At 70.1% G+C, this 15,992-nt stretch carries 20 protein-coding genes and 1 pseudogene; 9 read left to right on the plus strand and 12 right to left on the minus strand.

Annotated features, from left to right (window positions below):
* Nucleotides 1–105 precede the first annotated feature (105 nt).
* Nucleotides 106–981 carry a hypothetical protein gene (locus ACWEV3_RS03940; RefSeq protein ID WP_452612433.1) on the plus strand — a complete coding sequence of 292 codons (876 nt, stop codon included), beginning with the start codon at nt 106–108 and terminating at the stop codon, nt 979–981.
* A 44-nt stretch (nt 982–1,025) separates the two neighbouring features.
* Nucleotides 1,026–1,415, plus strand: coding sequence for a hypothetical protein (locus ACWEV3_RS03945; RefSeq protein WP_452612434.1), 390 nt, complete (start codon nt 1,026–1,028; stop codon nt 1,413–1,415).
* 124 nt (nt 1,416–1,539) lie between these two features.
* Here ACWEV3_RS03945 and ACWEV3_RS03950 read toward each other — a convergent pair whose 3' ends face one another.
* From ACWEV3_RS03950 to mug, 3 genes are all read right to left on the minus strand, one after another.
* Nucleotides 1,540–1,716, minus strand: a complete 177-nt coding sequence (locus tag ACWEV3_RS03950; RefSeq protein ID WP_452612435.1) for a hypothetical protein — start codon at nt 1,714–1,716, stop codon at nt 1,540–1,542.
* A 278-nt stretch (nt 1,717–1,994) separates the two neighbouring features.
* On the minus strand, nt 1,995–2,447 hold the full coding sequence (locus tag ACWEV3_RS03955; protein ID WP_452612436.1) for a hypothetical protein: 453 nt from the start codon (nt 2,445–2,447) through the stop codon (nt 1,995–1,997).
* Between the two features lie 243 nt (nt 2,448–2,690).
* Nucleotides 2,691–3,281, minus strand: coding sequence for a G/U mismatch-specific DNA glycosylase (mug, locus tag ACWEV3_RS03960; protein WP_452612437.1), 591 nt, complete (start codon nt 3,279–3,281; stop codon nt 2,691–2,693).
* A gap of 215 nt (nt 3,282–3,496) precedes the next feature.
* Between mug and ACWEV3_RS03965 the strand changes: the two genes are divergently transcribed.
* Nucleotides 3,497–4,537, plus strand: a complete 1,041-nt coding sequence (locus ACWEV3_RS03965) for a tyrosine-type recombinase/integrase (protein ID WP_452612438.1) — start codon at nt 3,497–3,499, stop codon at nt 4,535–4,537.
* A 463-nt stretch (nt 4,538–5,000) separates the two neighbouring features.
* Here ACWEV3_RS03965 and ACWEV3_RS03970 read toward each other — a convergent pair whose 3' ends face one another.
* Entirely contained in the window at nt 5,001–5,765 is a 765-nt protein-coding gene (locus ACWEV3_RS03970) for a class I SAM-dependent methyltransferase (protein WP_452612439.1), read from the minus strand.
* A 55-nt stretch (nt 5,766–5,820) separates the two neighbouring features.
* Here ACWEV3_RS03970 and ACWEV3_RS03975 point away from each other — a divergent pair, with 55 nt between their 5' ends.
* Complete coding sequence (locus tag ACWEV3_RS03975) at nt 5,821–6,000, plus strand: DUF4291 family protein (RefSeq protein WP_452612440.1); 180 nt, start codon at nt 5,821–5,823, stop codon at nt 5,998–6,000.
* Here the strand turns inward: ACWEV3_RS03975 and ACWEV3_RS03980 are convergent.
* From ACWEV3_RS03980 to ACWEV3_RS04000, 5 genes are all read right to left on the minus strand, one after another.
* Complete coding sequence (locus ACWEV3_RS03980) at nt 5,969–6,259, minus strand: DUF6204 family protein (protein ID WP_452612441.1); 291 nt, start codon at nt 6,257–6,259, stop codon at nt 5,969–5,971. The genes ACWEV3_RS03975 and ACWEV3_RS03980 overlap by 32 nt on opposite strands.
* Nucleotides 6,256–6,909 carry a TetR/AcrR family transcriptional regulator gene (locus tag ACWEV3_RS03985; protein ID WP_452612442.1) on the minus strand — a complete coding sequence of 218 codons (654 nt, stop codon included), beginning with the start codon at nt 6,907–6,909 and terminating at the stop codon, nt 6,256–6,258. The genes ACWEV3_RS03980 and ACWEV3_RS03985 overlap by 4 nt, the downstream gene beginning before the upstream one ends.
* 48 nt (nt 6,910–6,957) lie before the next feature.
* Nucleotides 6,958–7,476 (minus strand): GNAT family N-acetyltransferase, encoded by a 519-nt coding sequence (locus ACWEV3_RS03990; protein WP_452612443.1) that lies wholly within the window; start codon nt 7,474–7,476, stop codon nt 6,958–6,960.
* Between the two features lie 20 nt (nt 7,477–7,496).
* Nucleotides 7,497–8,063 (minus strand): helix-turn-helix domain-containing protein, encoded by a 567-nt coding sequence (locus tag ACWEV3_RS03995; protein WP_452612444.1) that lies wholly within the window; start codon nt 8,061–8,063, stop codon nt 7,497–7,499.
* Nucleotides 8,064–8,204: 141 nt separating this feature from the next.
* The gene (locus ACWEV3_RS04000) at nt 8,205–9,095 is read right to left on the minus strand and encodes an EamA family transporter (RefSeq protein ID WP_452612445.1); all 891 of its coding nucleotides are present in this window, start codon (nt 9,093–9,095) and stop codon (nt 8,205–8,207) included.
* A 69-nt stretch (nt 9,096–9,164) separates the two neighbouring features.
* Between ACWEV3_RS04000 and ACWEV3_RS04005 the strand changes: the two genes are divergently transcribed.
* Both ACWEV3_RS04005 and ACWEV3_RS04010 read left to right on the plus strand, forming a co-directional pair.
* Nucleotides 9,165–10,022: a LysR family transcriptional regulator gene (locus tag ACWEV3_RS04005; protein WP_452612446.1), complete on the plus strand. Its 858-nt coding sequence runs from the start codon at nt 9,165–9,167 to the stop codon at nt 10,020–10,022.
* 155 nt (nt 10,023–10,177) lie between these two features.
* Entirely contained in the window at nt 10,178–12,061 is a 1,884-nt protein-coding gene (locus ACWEV3_RS04010) for a hypothetical protein (protein ID WP_452612447.1), read from the plus strand.
* Nucleotides 12,062–12,070: 9 nt separating this feature from the next.
* Here ACWEV3_RS04010 and ACWEV3_RS04015 read toward each other — a convergent pair whose 3' ends face one another.
* Nucleotides 12,071–12,628, minus strand: coding sequence for an AAA family ATPase (locus tag ACWEV3_RS04015; RefSeq protein WP_452612448.1), 558 nt, complete (start codon nt 12,626–12,628; stop codon nt 12,071–12,073).
* A 566-nt stretch (nt 12,629–13,194) separates the two neighbouring features.
* Between ACWEV3_RS04015 and ACWEV3_RS04020 the strand changes: the two genes are divergently transcribed.
* The gene (locus tag ACWEV3_RS04020) at nt 13,195–13,389 is read left to right on the plus strand and encodes an FAD-dependent monooxygenase (protein ID WP_452612449.1); all 195 of its coding nucleotides are present in this window, start codon (nt 13,195–13,197) and stop codon (nt 13,387–13,389) included.
* A 76-nt stretch (nt 13,390–13,465) separates the two neighbouring features.
* On the plus strand, nt 13,466–13,615 hold the full coding sequence (locus tag ACWEV3_RS04025; protein ID WP_452612450.1) for a hypothetical protein: 150 nt from the start codon (nt 13,466–13,468) through the stop codon (nt 13,613–13,615).
* A 182-nt stretch (nt 13,616–13,797) separates the two neighbouring features.
* Here ACWEV3_RS04025 and ACWEV3_RS04030 read toward each other — a convergent pair whose 3' ends face one another.
* Nucleotides 13,798–14,925: a glycosyltransferase family 9 protein gene (locus ACWEV3_RS04030; RefSeq protein ID WP_452612451.1), complete on the minus strand. Its 1,128-nt coding sequence runs from the start codon at nt 14,923–14,925 to the stop codon at nt 13,798–13,800.
* Between the two features lie 39 nt (nt 14,926–14,964).
* Entirely contained in the window at nt 14,965–15,714 is a 750-nt protein-coding gene (locus ACWEV3_RS04035) for an SDR family oxidoreductase (protein ID WP_452612452.1), read from the minus strand.
* 130 nt (nt 15,715–15,844) lie between these two features.
* Here ACWEV3_RS04035 and ACWEV3_RS04040 point away from each other — a divergent pair.
* Nucleotides 15,845–15,982, plus strand: a pseudogene (locus tag ACWEV3_RS04040) (NADAR domain-containing protein); the annotation flags it as partial.
* Nucleotides 15,983–15,992: the final 10 nt, after the last annotated feature.

Genomic DNA, 15,992 nt, shown 5'->3' on the forward strand with positions numbered 1-15,992 from the left:
CCTCACTTATTCTGGAACTGCCACTGCAGATTTGCAAGGCCGCTGATTCACAGTATGTAGCGCCGTCTCGGGAGATATCAGGTCAGTGGAAGGTGGTGCGGGGCGATGGCAGCGCGGCATGTGGTGTATCGATGCGAGCTGGACCACCAGGTTCGGTGGCGTGGTTATGCGACCTGCGACGGTGAGATTCCCGTGCACGTGCGCGCGCCTTCGCTGGGCCAGGCCCGGCAGTTGATGGCGGCCACCACCGTCGGCGACGGGAGGCGGTCGGGGTGGGTCGAGCACACCGAACACGCCGCAGGCGACGGGCTGTGGGTGCGCGAGGCCCTCGACGAGTGGGTGCTGGATCGCGAGCACTCCACCCGGGTGTTGATGGAGGTCCTCGCTGACCAGCGGCTGCGTGCCCGGCTGGCCACGCTCCCCGCCTGCCGGATCGGCGGTGTGCCGGTGGTCGTGTGCGTGCCCGGTGACGCCGTGGAATGGGTTGTGGGGCAGCACGACGGGCATGGGGCCCTGGTCGTGGCCGCGGCGGTGACCAACCACCAGGTGTGGTGGAACGTGCTGGTGCCCGCCGACCGTGCCGCCGAGACCGACCTGGGCGTGATCGGCAGCCTGGACGAGATCGGCGTGACCGGCCCGGAGGCCACGGTCGATGACTGGATGGCCGCCGCCGACTGCGCAGGCCTGGTCCTGCTTGCCCCCCGACACGCGAAGGCGCACGCCTCGCCCCACCCGGACCCGGCAGCAGCCGATCCCTGCGCCAGCCGGAGCGCCGCAGCGCAGAAGCGTCCCGCCCATCTGGGCGAGCCCGAGACAACCGCCGATCCGCTGGGGACAGCGGAACTACGCGCGCGAACGCACGAGCTGGAAGGGGTCCTCCAGCGGCTAGCACACCGCCGGCGTGTGCCGGACTCGATCCCGCCCGGCACGGCAGCGGCGCCTACCCGCGATGAGCCGCAACAGCAGCGCACCTCGCGGTAGGCCTGGCGGTGATCGCGGCCAGGACGCAGCGGAGGAGGCATCCCGTGTCTGAGCAGGAACACCCTTTGGAAGCGCTGCACCGCGGGCGCGACGCGGTGGCGGCGGCTGTGAGCCAGCAGGCCAGAATCCCGCAGCCGTCCTTGAATGACCTCCATGTCTTCGGCTCCGCGATCGTGGGCACGCTCGCCCAGCTCGGCCACCTCAGCTCCGTGCTGGCCGACCAGGTAGGGCGCTTCGACGAACAGGAGCTGGAACAGGCCACGACCAGCGATGACCCCGCCGACAAGATCAGGATCGCCGGAACGCACCTGGCCAGGCTCAGCGACGAGTTGGCCACGGCCGTCGCCGACGCCAACCGGTACTGGACCGCGATGGAAAGCGTAGACCTGCACACCTCCGGCGACCTCCAAGCACGACGCGAACCCGACCCGTAGCCGCGGAATGCGGCGCGAAGGACCGACGGGAGGCGCCTCGGAGGCCGAGTGCATCCGGCAGCGGTGTCCCCAGAGATCCTTACTCACGCAGGTGCAATCGACCTGGGCCTGCTACCGGCCGAGCTCAGCGGCGGTTGTCGCCGGGCGCCAGCAAGCTCGTGACCTCGGCCAGGGCCTCGTGTGAGGGCGTGAGGTCGGGGTCCTCGATGTTGAGGCCGAGGATTTCCTCGGCGCGAGCGGCGGTTTCATAGAGCATCCGGTAGAGCGTCTTCTCCCGGATCGCGGCCTCACGACGCGCCACCAGCCGGTCGATCGTCAGCCGGGTCTCGGAATCCGGGGTCGCGAGTCGCTTGGTCCACCCCGGATGGCCAGGTCCTCATGGTCGCGATCGCGACACCACGACAGCAACGAGCCCACCGCGGTGCTGTAGCCGCGGATGTGTTCGGGTTCGCCAGCGAGTCGAGGACCACTTCCGCATGCCGGGCTGTCGGGGTTTCGGCGGGGAAAACAACAGTGGCCTTGGCACCAGCGCAGGATGCAGGTCTGCGCCAGTGCCAAGGCCACCGCCTTGCGCTGCTCTTACCGCTTCTTCTTCGGCGGATCCTTGCGCAGCAGATCAGGGCCGATGATACGGCGCACCACCCGGCGGACCAGGCTGCGCTTCTTCACCGGGGCGGGCGGGGCCGATGTCACCGGCTTGACCCGCTCGGTCGGCGCCGCCACCGACGCCTGCGGTTGCGGACCCGTCATCCCCGCGGCCGGTGCCGGCGGGTCGGGGTTGAGCAGCTTGGCGAACTCCGGCTGCTCGTCGCGGATCGCGGGAATGTAGGGCTGGGTGACCTCCACCCGGGATGGGGCGTCGGCCATGGGCGGCGGCGATGCCGCCGGGCGGGCCGGAACGACCACCTCGTCCAGGGGCAGCTGGCCCACGATGCGGGTAGTCGGCGGTCCCGAGTCCAGTCGCGGCTGCTGCGCTTCCGACTGGAGCACGGGCTGGAACCACGGTCGAGCAAGGTCGTCTTGAATAGTCATCCGTATCGACTCTGCGGGGGGCAAAGGGGCCAATGTCACCGGATCAGGGGCTTCCCTCACCGGCGGCTCAGACCCTACCGGTAACGGACAGATAAAGCACACCCCCGTGTTCCGTATGTCTCGCTGCGTGATCACAGCGAGTCCCGAAGCGGCCATCCGGCGTAATCAAGATCCGCCAAGCGATGGCGAAACCCATCGGTCCCGCCCTCGTTAGGCGCCCTTTCGAGGCGGCTCGGGCGCCACTCAGCCTTGCGGCGCGCCGGAATCCTGTTGCGGCGGCTCGCCGGGCATCGAGACCTGCTGCAACTGGCGGAACTCCGCGGCCAGCGTGCCCGCGGTCCAGTGCGCGTTGAGGCCGCTGGGATTCGGCAGCACCCACACCCGCGCGCCCTCGATCCGCCGGTCCTGCGGCCCGACCGTCGCCCGCCGCTCTCCGAACGCCGTCCGATACGCGGTGATCCCCACCACCGCCACCCACGCGGGCTGGAAGCGGCGCACCTTCTCCACCAGCACCTGCCCGCCGGCCCGCAACTCGTCGTCGGTGAGCTCGGCCGCCCGGGCGCTGGCCCGCGCGACGAAGTTGGTGATGCCCAGCCCCAACCCGGGCAGCTCGCCCTGCTCGTGCGGCTGCAGCAGGCGCGGCGTGAAGCCCGAGGCGTGCAACGCGGGCCAGAACCGGTTGCCCGGCCGCGCGAAGTGGTGACCGGTGGCTCCCGACCACAGACCCGGATTGATCCCGCAGAACAGCACCCGCAAACCGGGGGAGAGGACGTCCGGAATCCTCGCCCCCTCCGCCGCGGCCAACTCCTCCGCGCTCGGCCGGTTCCCCGCCAACTCGCACCTCCGGTTCCCGCAACCAACACCGGACCTTAACCGGCGGCCACGGCACCCCGAACCGGGTCCGGTCACCGGCTCCGACAGCACCTCCGCACGTATTACGTAACACCATCAACAGTAACGTTAATAACCAAACGAAACAGAATTTTGATTCGAGAAACACCGCCAGATTTACCGCGCATAATCGCGCTTATGTGCGGTAAGCTGATTCGGTGAGCATCACCGGAGAAGCGCGGGCGCCAGTCGTCGGCCGAGAGGCGCAAACGGAACTCCTGGCCACGCCCACGCGCACCGGCCACACCGTGGCCGCGTTGATCGCGGCGTGGCTGGGCTCGTTCGCGGACTCCGGAGCTACCCGCGCCGCCTATGCGCGGGATCTCCGCGAGTACGTGGAGTGGTGCACGCGCCGGGAACTCGATCCGCTCGACGTGCGCCTCCCGGAGGTGCAGATGTACGGCGCCGAGCTCGCCGCGGCGACCAATCCGCGCACCGGGCGTGCGTTCGCGGCCAGCACCCGGGCGCGGAAGATCGCCGCCGTCTCCAGCTGGTACACCTTCCTCGTGCGCGCCGGTGCGATCGACGCCAACCCGGCTCGCGACGCCGCGCGGCCCCGTTACGACAGGCAGCACTCGCCGACCGCCAGCGTCTCCGAGCGACAGGCCGCGCAGATGCTGACCGCCAGCCGGGACTACCGGCACCGCAGCCTCGCGCCCGAGGCGGTCGCGCTCGTGATGATGCTGCTGATCGATCTGGGTATCCGCGTCTCGGAGCTGTGCCACGCCGATTTGTCCGACCTCGGTCAGCGCGACGGCCTCCGGGTGCTGACCGTGCACATGAAGGGCGGCAAGGTCCGCACCCGGCCTATCCCGGCGCCGCTGGTCCCGGTCCTGGACGCTTACTTGGCGCAGCGGCCGGACGCCGACACCAGCGCCCTGGTGGTGACCCGGCACGGCGAGCGCATCAACCGCCACCAGGTATTCCGGCTTGTGCAGACGATGGCCGCGGAAGCCGGCGTGCCGATGCCGCAGCGGATCACGCCGCACTCGATGCGGCACACCTTCAACACCATCGCCCGGGAAAGGGGAGCGGCTCTGGAAGACCGCCGCGACGCGCTCGGGCACTCCTCGGCGGCGGTCACCCAGCTCTACGACCACGTCGCGGTGTCGCTGACCCGCGACCCGGCCCACCTCGTCGCGGGAGCGACCAGCGAAACCCGCGAAACAACCCCGAAATCGCCCGAACAATCCCATTGATCATTTACGTCACGGTGACGTAAATGATCAATGGGGCTTGTTCTGGTCGGTCTTGCCGATCCGGCTAGCGCGTAGCGCAGGAGCACGACGCCCGAGGTGAACGGGCGCGTCTCCAGCAGCTCGAGATCCTCACGGGTCGAGTCGAACAGGCGGTCTCCGTGACCGTCGGCCACGGGGAAGACGAACAACCGGTACTCGTCGACGTCGCTCACGACCCCAGACTGCTTCTTAGGGGTGCTTCAGCGTTCAAGCCTCCACGCGCTTCCACGGCGCACGCTGGACATCATCGCCTCAACCAGCGAAGGAACCACCGGAATGACCGAGAACGCCTCAGCAGCACCGACGAACCTTCCCGCCACGGAGCGGGTCCGCCTGCCGTCTACCACGGATTCGCCCGCACCGGACAGAACGGCCACGATTCCCCAGCAGAGCGGGTGGGAATCTTGAGTCACGGTGACGAAAATCAGGCCGGTTTGCGGGCCTCGACGAGAACCCGGGCCGAGTGGGCGATGAACGGGCCCTCTCGCTGGATCCGCTCGTGCAACTCGCGCAGCCGGTCCCGGTAGCGGTCGACGGTGAAGTCCGGAACCGTCCAGATCACCTTGCGCAGGAAGTAGATGACGGCGCCGACGTCGAAGAACTCCATCCGCAACCGCTCCAGGCGCACGTCGACGACGTCCAGTCCGGCCGCCTCGGCTTCGGCCGTCTCGACGTCGGGATGGCGCTTGCGGCGGATGTCCTCGGACAGCGGCCCGAGGAAGAACTCCACCAGCTCGAACACGGTCTCCGGGCCGACGTGCTGGGCGAAGTACGTTCCCCCGGGCCGCAGGACCCGGGCGATCTCCGCCCACCACACGGTCGCCGGATGACGGCTGGTGACCAGGTCGAACGCCGCGTCCGCGAACGGCAGCGGCGGCTCGTCCCGGGCTGCCACGACCACCGCGCCCAACGGGTGCAGCAGCTCGGTGGCCCTGGCGACGTTCGGCGGCCAGGACTCCGTCGCGGCCATCACGGCGGGGAAGTTCCCGGCGCCGGCCAGCACCTCGCCGCCACCGGTCTGCACGTCCAGCGCGGCCGACGCGACGCCCAGCCGATCGCCCAGCAGCCGCTGGTAACCCCACGACGGGCGCTGCTCGGTCGCGCGACCGTCCAACCAGGAGAAATCCCACCCATCGACCGGTGCGGCCGAGGCCTCGGCCACCAACTCCTCGAACGAACTCGCCGACATGCGGCCGATCTTCCCAGCCCGCCACGCGCGCAGCCACCGAATATTCGTTGGCTGGATGGAACATCCGGCCGTCGCCGATCCGGCCTTGCGCGCCAACCGGTTCGTCCCGCTGTTCTCGTTCAACAGGATGACGTGGATCAAGCCGTCATTGCGGCTGCTGCCTCCGGAGCGGCTCTTCCCGGTGCCCCGAGCGATCGCCGGGATCAGGGCTTGCGGCCCTTCCGGCGGATCTTGATCTGGCGCATGTCGGTCACCGCCGTGCGCAGGACCTGGTACGGGTGGCCGTGGGCGTCCAGCGCCGCCAGTGCGCGCTGGGTCGCCTCCCGCTCGCCGTCGTCGTCGCGTTCCGCCGGAACCTGGCAGCGGAAGGTGAACGTCGAAACGGTGTCGTCGTGGGTGAACGTGCCCGCCTCGGTGAAGGCGGTGTCGGTGGCCGCCAGGACGGCGGCGCGCCCGGCTTCGCTGAGCCCGTCGAACTTGCCTCGGATCGTCACTCGGAACACGGTTGGTCCTTTCGCGTGGCGTAGGTGAGAACGCGGTCGCCGAGCACGTCCTCGATGGTGGTCAGCAGATCCAGCGCGGCCTCGGCGATCGCGTCGGGGCGCTCGCCGGCCGCGAGGCGCTCGCCGATCTCGGCGAACACCAGGGAGTGGAAGCAGCCCAGCTGGTGGGCGATCACCCGGGGCAGCGGGTCGTCCGGTGCGGCCCCGGTCTCCTCGGCGAGGACGGCGGCGAGCGCGTCGGTCATCTGCTGACCGAGGGACTCAAGCCGCGCGAGGAGCGTGGGCGCGGCCCGCATCATGTCGAAGACGCGGCCGAAACCGCCGGTCAACCCCACCTTGCGGTCGCGGCGGCGCACTTCCTCGCGCAACTCGCGCAGGATCGCGTCCGCGGCGGACTCGCCGACGCGGCGTTGCCGCACCATGTCGGCGAGCCGTTGCGGGGACGCTTCGTCCGGTGGCAGGACGAGGTCTTCCTTGGTCGGGAAGTAGTTGTAGACGGTGTTCGCCGACACCTCAGCGGCCGCGGCGACCTCCGCGATCGTGACGTGCTCAAAGCCTCGCTCGACGAACAGGCCCACGGCCACCTCGGTGATCCGCTGCCGTGTCTGGCGCTTCTTGCGCTCCCGCAGCCCCTCGGTCATGCCACAAGCTTAACTCGACTGCAATATTGGAGTCGACTCCATTATTTCTCAGGCGAGCTGCTTGTAGAAGAAGCTGCCGTCTTCGAGACGACCGGCCGGGTCGGCGGCGTAGCCGGGCACGATGCCGAACCGAGTCCAACCGGCGGCGAGGTAGAGCCCCTCGGCGGGACTGCCGGTGGTGGTGTCCAGGAGCAGCAGGATGGCGCCCGCGTGGGCGGCGGCCCGTTCGGCGGTGGCGAGGAGTTCGCGGCCCAGTCCCTGGCCGCGGGCGTCGCGGTGCACCATGAGCTTGACGATCTCGGCGCGGTGCCGGCCGTTGGGCTTGGATTCCAGCGCGAGGCTGACGGTGCCGGTGATGCCGTCGGGGCCGTGGGCGGCCCAGACGATCAGGCTGCCGTCGGCGATCGCGGATTCCCGGGTCTCCCACCAGGCCGCGGCCGCGTCCTGGTCGAAGGGTTCGAGGAACCCGAGTGAGAAGCCGCCGTCGACGACGTCGACGAGGAGATCGGCCAGTTCCTTCACGTAGTCGCGGAAATCGGCGGCGGACAGCCGGGTGATGGTCGGCAAGGCGGGTTCCCTCCGGGTGATCAGGGCAGGACGATCAGCAGGGCGTAGCGGACCGGTTCGGGGCCAGGGCAGCGGAAGCGAGACCGGCCCCACAGCCGGAACCGCAGGCAGTCACCGGCCCGCACCTCGTGCACGTGGTCGCCCGCGGTGACCTCCAGGGCCCCCGCCAGCACCCAGATGTGCTGCTCCAGGCCCGGCACGGCCGGGCCGTCGTAGGAGATGTCCGCGCCCGGTTCCAGCACGCCTTCGACGACCTCGCCGCGCAGTCCCGGATGCGGCGGAGACACCGAGCGCCGGGTGAAGCCCGATGCCGCGTCCCGCCACACTTCCTGCCGGTCGGCGCGCACCAGCTGCGGCGGCTCCGATTCCACCTCGGCCAGCAACTGCGACATGGTCCGCCCGTAGGCCGCGCACAACTTGTTCAGCAGCGCCGCGGTCGGGCTGATCTCGGCCCGCTCCAGCCTCGACAGCGTCGAGCGGCTGATCTCGGTGCGCTGCGCCAACTCCTCCAGCGACCAGCCGCGCTCCACCCGCAGCTCCGCCAGCCGACCCGCCAGCCGGGTGTCCATCTCAGAGCCGTTTCTCATATTCGGGAGACTAGCTCAAATATGAGATGGATCGGAAGCCGGGTGCGGATGTCACCGAGAGCGCGTCATGGCAACCCTGCGTCGTCGCGGCGTTCGCACCAGCTTCGCCCAGGTCAAGGCTTTCGCAAGACGAGCGCGCCGCTACTGGCGCGCGGTGACGACGCTGACGACGTTGGCGGCGACGATCGCCGAGATGCTCAGCCACTCCAGCAACTGCAGGTTCTGGCCGAGGAACACCAGTCCCACGCCGGCCGCCAGAACCGGGTTGATGCTCATGAAGATGCCGAAGAACTGCGCCGGAACCCGCCGCAGCGCCAGCATGTCGATCAGGAACGGCACGGCCGAGGAGAGGATGCCCGCCGCGGCCGCGCAGCCCAGCGCCGCCGGGGTCGGCGGATGCTGGATGAGCACCGCGATACCGATCGGCACGAACAGCAGACCCGACAGCCCGGCCGAGGCCGCAGTGCCCTCGGCACCGGGCAACCGGCGGCCCACCGAGCGGTTGAGCAGGATGTAGGACGCCCAGCACACCGCGGCCAGCAGCGCCAAGCCGATGCCGAGGTAGTCCGTGGTCGGCTGCGGCCGGGTCAGCGCCACCACGCCCGCGGCCGCGACCACCGCGCACCCCAGATCCACCACGCGTCGCGACGCGGCGAGCGCGACCACCAGCGGACCGAGGAACTCCAGCGTCACCGCAAGACCGAGGCCGATGCGGTCGATCGCGCTGTACAGCGACAGGTTCATCGTCGCGAACACCGCCGCCAGCAGCAGCACCGGCTGCCACTGGCGCCACGTGAACGCCCGCAGCCGAGGACGCCCCACCGCCAGCAGTGCCACGGCGGCGATCCACTGCCGCACCGCCACGACACCGGCCGGCCCGATCACCGGGAACGCCAGCGATCCGATCGCCGCACCGACCTGATTGGACAGCCCGCTGCCGACCATCATCGCGATTCCCGCGTAGCGGCCGCCGTTTTCCGCGGTGGGCGCCGGGACCGCCACGGGCTGCCGCACCTGCGCTGTCGTCTGCATGGCACAGAGCCTGCGCCGCCGCGGTGCTTCCGCAAAATGCATCCGGCGCGCCAGCTATACGCTTGGGTTATGGATGTGGAGCTGCGGCAGCTGCGCTGCCTGGTCGCGATCGCCGACGAGGGCACCTTCACCGACGCCGCCATCGAACTGGGCGTCTCGCAGGCGGCCGTCTCCCGCACGCTGGCCTCGCTGGAAGCCGCCCTCGGCGTCCGCCTGTTGCGCCGCACCAGCCGCGAGGTCGTGCCCACCGCCGTCGGCACGCAGGTCATCGCCCGCGCCCGGCGGCTGCTGGCCGAGGCCGAGGACCTAGTGCGCGACGCCACCTCCGGGCACACCCGGCTGCGCATCGGCTACGCCTGGTCGGCCATGGGCCGCCACACGGTGGACTTCCAGCGCAGGTGGCCCGCGCTGCGCCCGGACGTCGAACTGAGCCTGGTGCGCACCAACTCCGCGACCGGCGGCCTCGCCGAAGGCGCCTGCGACGTCGCCGTGGTGCGCACCGAACCCGACCAGCGGCGCTTCGACGGCGTCATCGTCGGCCTGGAACGCCGGTTCTGCGCGGTGGCGTCCGACGATCCGTGGGCCCGCCGCCGCTCCATCCGGCTGGCCGAGATCAGCGAACGCACGCTCCTCATCGACCGCCGAACCGGCACCACGACCACCGACCTGTGGCCGCCGGAGAACCGGCCTGCCATCGAGTACACCCACGAGCTCGACGACTGGCTCACCACCATCGCCACCGGTCGCAGCGTCGGCATCACCGCGGAAAGCACCGTCGACCAATACCCGCGCCCCGGCGTGGTCTTCCGCCCGCTGCGCGACGCCGCACCCATCGCGGTCCGCCTGATCTGGTGGCGCGACGACCCGCACCCGGCCGCGCAAGCCGCCGTCGCCCTGCTCACCGACCTCTACCGCGCGCACAGCTAGAGAAAACGGTCCCGGTCGGGGATGAGCCGGCTGCTCACCTGCCGATGTCCGTCCGGTCATGCCCTTCGGGGCGAAGTCGTGCCCTTTCGGACATTCCTGGGGAAGTCACCCGCTGGGAGCATCGGCTCGGGACCTGGCTCTGCGGAGGGAGTCGCATGCGCGCACACGACCAGGCATCCAACCGGATGTCGCAGCCGCAGCGGCCGCTCCACCAGGCCGCGGACAAGCCCTCTGCCGGCGGCCTGACACGCACACCGCTGTCCCCGCAAGCGGCGCTGGCACTGCAGCGCACCGCAGGCAATGACGCCGTGAGCAAGCTGATCGCCGCGCAGCAGCATGCGTGCGGCGACGGTTGCGGACACGGGCCGGCCGTCCAGCGCAACGACCGAGCGCAGGGCCGCGGGGGCCAGCCGAAGCCGCACGTCGCCGGGGTGATCCAGCGGAGCATCACCATGCGCCCCGCGGAAAAACCAGAGGGCAGCGACCTGCTGGAAGAGGCGAAAACGGCCGGGGGGACCACCGACGCCGGTGGGCTGTTCAGCTTCCTCGTCCACAAGCTCAGGGAGGAGAGCCGCAACGGCAGCGGCGTGCCCGAGAACGAGATAGCCGAATTCGAGCGCAATCGGGAAACCCTCGAACCGCAGCTGTTCAAATGGGCCGCCGGCACACCCGGCGCCCGTGGCGCCAAGTCCCATCCGCAGTTCGGCGCCAAACAGCAGGACCGCGATTACCACACCTACACCGATCTCGCGCTGGCGCTGAGCGGGTGGATGCGGGCCAAACCCGCGCGGCACGACGAGAAAGAACTGGCCCGCAACGTCAAGGACAACTCCGACGTCGAGCTGCACCTCGAGATCCTGCTCACCCGGGTCAGGGCGATCGTCGAGGACCGGCGAGCCGAGGAGCGGAGTCCCACCGGCCCGTTCCGGTGGGAATACATCCGCCAGGAACTGGAGACCGGGACGACCCTCCAGCCGGACGCGGGCGGCAACCGCCAGTTCGGCCACTACCAGCACTACTTCGACCAGGTCATCCAGGGGAAGGCCGAGATCCCGGCCGAGATCAGGGACCAATTGCGCACCCGGATCAACGGCGGCATGTGGAAGGCGCTGGAGGCTCCGGAGCAGTTCAGCTTCCGCGACAAGATAGTCGTCCTGCACGACCTGATGGAGTACTTCGGCAAGCACCAGCGGTGGAACCCGCCCACGGCCGGCAACGACGTCATCGCCGACCAGCACGGCCAGAACCTCACCACCACGGCGATCGACGACCACGGCAACCGGGTGCGGGCCGACGAGGACCGGGGCCAGGAGTCCACCGTCCTGCCGGGGGGCAAGGTCAAGAACCATCCGTCGACGCGCCGGGAGTCCGCGGAGAGCACCCGCCTCGCCCGACGGCACGACATCCCGGTGTGGGCGGGCTCGTCGTTCACCGCGATGCGCATGCTCAACCTCGCCAAGTCCGCTGGCGGCACCATCGAGGAGATCAGCGCGGTCGCCTGGGGGATCTTCGCCTTCTGGCGCTTGGACTACGACCACTCGTTCGAGCTCGCCTACCACACGCTGCACGAAGTCATGGACATCGCGCAGAACTTCGGCGTCCCCTACAACGCGCTGCACCGCGGGAAAGGCTTGGAGGAGGGACACCGGGCAGGGATCACGAAGCAGCACGTGCTGGACCGGCTGACCGTCGCCGAGCGGCAACTCGCCGAAGACCACGGCAGGCTGACCGCCGGGGCGCAACAGGTCGCGGAGCACCTCGGGAAGAATCCGCCGGTCGACCGGACACCCTTCGACCAGTTGGGAAGCAGGCTGGCCGCCCTCGCGCAACGCATCGAGCAGCTGCGTCAGCGCGTGCTCGGCGTCGGCCGAGCTGTCTCGGGCATAGCCGAACACGCTTCTCCCGCCGACCGCCAGCACCTGCGCCAGGTGATGCTCGACATGCCCGGATTGGCCACCGACCTGAGCGCCATCGCACGGGAGATCAACGACCTCGACCGGGACCTCGTCGACCACCTCAGCACCTACATGAGCACCTGAGCAGACCGCCTACCGGCGGCGCTCGTCCCTGGCGAGTTCGTCGAGGACGAATCGCATGCGCTGGTCGACCGTTGTTCGCGGGAGGTGGACGAGTTCGTAGCCGTAGTCGGTGTAGGCGGCGACCATGTGCTCGTAGGTGCGTTCGGCCTCCGCCGGGGTTTGCTTGCGTTCGCCGTCCTGGCGGTAGATCTCCGGCCAGAACGGGGCGATCAGCACGCGGTTGCGGTACCGGAACCGCCGCGCGGCGGCGTCCACGTGCGGGGGCACCGGCAGGCCGCTCAGCCGCAGGTAGCCGACGATGTCGGGCAGCCCGCGGTCGAAGATCACCGGTCCGCGCCTGCGGCGGGCCTGCCGGTGGGAACGCAGGTCCCGCTGCAGCATCAGCTCGGCGAACAACGCCCGGTCCGCCCAGGGCAGACCGCGGCCTCCGGCGGCCAGCTGATCTGCGATGACGCCGCGGCCCGCCTCCGGCGAGCAGGCACATCCGGCGGCGGCCAGGCGCTCGACGAGCGTCGTCTTGCCCGCCCCGGGACCACCGGTGATCACGACGAAATCTGCTGGCGACATGCCGACCTCCACCATCGAACCCTCGCAACGGTCGCGAACGGAAGTGCGGTGATTGTCGTCGCCGGATGCGGCGGGAACGCCGGGGTGAGCGCGGCGTGAACGGCCACTGGAGCAGGCCTGGCACCAGATCTTAGCGGTCGCGATGAGTTTCGCGGCCCGGCGCGGTCCAACCATCGGAGGCGCTTGCCGGCCGGAGGTGCCTCCGGGGCCGTGTCCGAGGTCGCGCATTCGGCTGCAGGGGGTACTGCGCGGCTCTCGGACGGCCCTCGGCCTCGGGGAACATCGGTACAGCGGTTACCGGTGAGAACGATCATGGTCCGGGCGGCGCGAGTGTGCTGACCCGGCTCTCGTACTCAGCTCGCGCTGGAGTTCGCCGGCGGAGGCGAGGGCCGCGTACGAGGCGGAACATCTCGGAGATGTGCACGGTGTCGCCCGGCCGTGCGTAACGGGTTCATTGGACGCTGGGGCCGTTTGTCGTCAAACGGTCATTTGACGAGCAGCAACAGGCGTTCTGGGCCGACCGGTTCCGCGACGCCGGCTGGCAGACCGAGCGCTTCGTCGAGGGCATGGTGACCAGCCCGTTCTTCTACTCGCAGGAGATCGTCCAGGTCCGCACCGACACCTGGTCCAAGGGCCGGGTGGTCCTGGCCGGCGACGCCGCGCACTGTGCCTCCCCCTACAGCGGCATGGGCACTTCCGGCGGCCTGGTCGGCGAGATCAACCGTCACTCCGGCGACCTGCCGACCGCCCTGGCGAACTAACGACCAAACGCTGCGACCCTTCGTCAACGAGATCCAGGGCGAAGTCAACCCGCGGCTGCTGCGCTTGGGCATGCCGATGACTCAGCGCGCGATCGACGTCTTCCAGGCCACCACCGCACTTGCCTGCGTCCTCCGCGTCCCGGAACTCACCGCACGCTTCTCCGAGGAAGACCGCGGCGGCGACTGGCGGCTCCCCGCTAACCCGGCACCGATCAGCGCCGCGTGAAAACCCGCAGGGACAGCAGTAACCCGGCGGAGCCGGCGACCAGGCGAAACTGGCAGGTCACGGCACCGCGAGCGGCATTTCACCGAACCCCAGTGGCGAAGTGGGTCACTGTGCTGGCCGACCATGATCGTTCTCACCGACAACCGCTGTACCGATGTTCCCGGGGCCGGCCCTGGCGGCCGTCACAGGTAGGTGGTCAACAGGTCGTCCACCGAGTACATCAGTTCCGTGCGACCGCCGAAGAGCTTATGCAGGCGGGTGGCGTGATCGCGCATCGCGGTATCGAAGTCCGCGGCACCGTCGTAGAGGCGGGCCACGCCGTCGACGAGGTCGGGGAGGTCGGCGTCGATGCGGGCCGCGGACATGCTGGGCGAGCGCGGGCCGTCGTCGTCGACGGGCTCGGGCGTGTTGCCCAGCATGACGTAGCAGGGGAAGCGTTCCAGGTCCGGCAGCACCGAGTAGAACGGCACGCCCGGGTTGAAGTAGTACTCCGCCCAGTCGTTCCCGGCCAGCGCCAGCCACGGGGTGTCCACGGCCAGCGCGGCGAACGCGAACCCGGTGTGCGGCGAGAGCAGCATGTCGCAGCGCTGCATCGCGGCCAGCTGCCGGTCCAGCGGCACGTCCAGCGCCCACGCCGCGTTCGGGACGGTCGCGGCCAGCGCGTCGAACTCCGCGCGCGTGAACCCGGTGCTGGTGCGGCCGTCGTCGGCGAGCTTGCCGGTCAAGCAGATCCGCGCCTGCGGCCAGCGGTCGGTGATGGCGCCGAGGATCCGCTGCCACGACGCCAGCGACGGGTAGCGCCACCGTTCGGCGCTGCCGCCGGGCAGCACCGCGATGGTCGGCGCGTCGTGCTGCGGCAACAGCTCGGCGGCCCAGTCGCGCGCCGCGGCAGGCAGGCTCAGCCGCAGCGGGTTGCGCGCCTGGTAGGCCGGTTCGGGTGCGCCGACCTGCGTGTGCCCGCCGGTGGTGCGGAAGTGCTCGGCCGACAGCTCGTAGTAGCGCTGCAGGCCGGGGAAGAAGTCGTGCTGCCACTTCTGGTGGCCGCGCGGGTCGTCGACGACCCAGTCCCACTCGGCGGGGATGTGCGCGAGGACGTCGGCCGTCGGCGGCTCGAACACGTCGATGTCCACTGTGTACACCTCGTCGATCGCGTCGCACCAGGCGGCCAGGTCGACGGCGGTGGCGGAGTTGAGCACCACCGCGATCCGCCGATCCGGGTTCGCGCGGCGATATCCCAGGCAGTACTGCAGCGCCTCCACGGCGTGTCCGACGGGGTGGCAGTAGACGAAGTTGACGAGCACCGATTGCACGAGATCAACCCTACGATCGCGGGCAACGGGTTTTCGCCGCTACAGCCCGCCCGCGACGCGCAGCACCGCCCCGCTGGTGTAGGCCGACTCCGGACCGAGCAGCCAGCCGATCGCCGGGGCGATCTCGTCGGGTTCGCCGGCCCGGCCGAACGGCACGCGTGACACCGCCGTGTCGATGCGTTCCGGCGCTCCCGCGCTGGCGTGGATGTCGGTGCGCACCAGTCCGGGCGCGACGGCGTTGACGCGCACGCCCTCGTCGGCGAGTTCCTTCGCCAGGCCCACCGTCAGCGCGTCCACGGCGGCTTTGGCTCCGGCGTAGTGGACGTACTCGTGCGGCGAGCCGAGCGTTGCCGCGCTGGAGGAGATGTTGACGATGGCCCCGCCACCGCCGCCGCGGCGGGTGGACATGACCTGCGCGGCGGCACGCGCGCAAAGCACCGCGCCGAGGAAGTTGACGTCGATGACGTGGCGGATCACCTCGACCGGCGTGTCGGCCAGATCGCCGATGTGCGCGGTGAGCCCGGCGTTGTTGACCAGCCCCGTGACCGGGCCCAGCTGGTCCGCGGCCTCGGCGAACAACCGGTCCACATCGGCCTCGCGACTGACGTCCACCCGCACCACCACGCACCGGGCGCCGTGCCCGCGGGCTTCGGCCGCGACGCGCTCGGCGCCGCTGTCGTTGTCGCGGTATCCGAGCACGAGGTCGTGGCCGGCCCGGGCCAGCCACGACGCCGTGGCCGCGCCGATGCCGCGACTGGCGCCGGTGATGATCGTGATGGGGCGACTCATGCGCTGATCATGACATCCGCCGGTGCCCGGCTCATCGACAGCCGTGCGCGAATTCGTTGGCCCGCAGCCGGCCTGAGCGGGAAGACTGTCCCACATGGACATCGGCCCAGCGGACGTCGGCGAGGTGATCAGCCCGGTCGACTCGATCTGGGGCATCGGCCTCGCCGCCGACGATCCGCGCTGCGAGAACCCCGAGCAGTGGCGAGGGCTGAACCTGCTGGGCTTCGCGCTGGGCGAAGCCCGCGCCCGCCTCGGTCGGCAGTCCTGACCGAGGCGGG

The organism is Saccharopolyspora sp. NPDC003752 (genome assembly GCF_053605825.1).